The 1,459-nt window shown below is 40.0% G+C and carries 2 protein-coding genes; both read right to left on the reverse strand.

Annotation, left to right across the window (positions count from 1 at the left end):
* Nucleotides 1–32: 32 nt before the first annotated feature.
* A complete protein-coding gene (locus OU683_RS16545; RefSeq protein ID WP_442800861.1) occupies nt 33–995 on the reverse strand; it encodes an ISAon1 family transposase in 963 nt (320 codons plus the stop codon).
* A gap of 13 nt (nt 996–1,008) precedes the next feature.
* Complete coding sequence (locus tag OU683_RS16550; RefSeq protein ID WP_268140343.1) at nt 1,009–1,395, reverse strand: ISAon1 family transposase N-terminal region protein; 387 nt, start codon at nt 1,393–1,395, stop codon at nt 1,009–1,011.
* Nucleotides 1,396–1,459: the final 64 nt, after the last annotated feature.

Raw genomic sequence — 1,459 nt, forward strand, 5'->3', positions numbered from 1 at the left:
GGATCAAGAACAATTTCTGGGTTTTTGAGTTTTTAAGCAAATAATTTCTCAAGCCGATACAAGAAGAACTCTGTTTTTCTTACTCCTCTTAGTTGAGCTCTAAAGGCTTTTATTTTGGCATTAAAAGATTCTGCTGAGGCATTGGTGCTACGGTTTGTAAAGTAGTTTAGGATGGAGTGGTAATTTAGATAGATACTGTTTGCGACCGTGTTGAAGCTTTTAAAGCCAGACTCTTCTACTTCTTTGTACCAATGCGCTAGTTTTGTAAAGGCTACAACTTTGTCTTTGGTTTGATTGAAGATATTTCTGAGGTTGTTCACTAGCTTGTATGCTTTTTCTATTTCAGGATATTCGATAAATAAGATAGCAGCTCTTTCTTTTTGACTATTGGTCCACTTGTCTCTTGATTTGTAGAGTAAATACCTGCTTCTGGCCAAGAGTTGCTTTTTGCTATCTCCGTTGGGGAGTAGTTTTGGGAGGAATCCTTTACTTGTTCCCTTTGCTTGCTTAATCAGTTCATTCTCCTGGTCAATGGCTTCCCATCGGTATTTTATCCGCAGTTCCTGCAATGCTTCTATAGCGAGTTTCTGGACGTGGAATCGATCCGTTACCTGGATAGCTTTAGGAAAACAGACCTTTGCGATATGCTTCATTGAGTGCGCCATATCCAGGGTTATCTCCTGAACTTTATTCCGGATAGATGATGGGAGTTTAAGGAGTCTGTCAATGATTGGCTCTGCACGGGTTCCTTTGAAGATGCCTACCAAAGCTCCTTTCTTTCCCTTAGCTTCTTTATTGGTGATGATGGTATAGAGCTCTCCCTGAGATAAGGCAGTCTCGTCAATAGAAAGAAAAGGCCCCATGTTCTGAGGATATAGGAGCCACTTCTTAGCATGAGATCTTTGCTCCCAGTGATGGTACTGGCTTAGGTGATTTTTGTACTGACGTTGAAGCTTCTTACCTGAAACCCCGAAGAATCCTCCTACTTGATTAATGCTAAGGGCTGTATTATCGGTTGCCTTCTTTTAAAAAATCAGCGAACTCTTTTGAAAGACGAGTACCCTGTGCAATAAAATCTCCCCAACTCCGGTTTACTTTAATCCACTTCTCATCTACTAAAACATCCCAGCGTCTTCGCTTCAGGCTTAGGCTTACCAGATTATCTCTGATAGGATAATCATCAATTATACGAGGTTCCATAAAACCGCTAGCTTTGTGTTGGTGATCTTTATAGGCTTCCGGAATTGCCTTTTTCTCTTCTAAATAAATGGTTAGCCGATTAACATACAAGGGATCTTTGATGGGCTTTCTATCAAATCCAACAAGATTAAAATACGCTAGTAATCCTTCAGGAAGGAATAAGCTTAGCAGGGATAGATCAGTCTCTTTATTCACCGGGAAATATTTATCCGCAAAGAAACTTATTTTTCACTTTAGACCCAACTTTTGAGATTGATCC

The organism is Salinimicrobium sp. TH3, assembly GCF_026676115.1.
Lineage (GTDB): Bacteria > Bacteroidota > Bacteroidia > Flavobacteriales > Flavobacteriaceae > Salinimicrobium.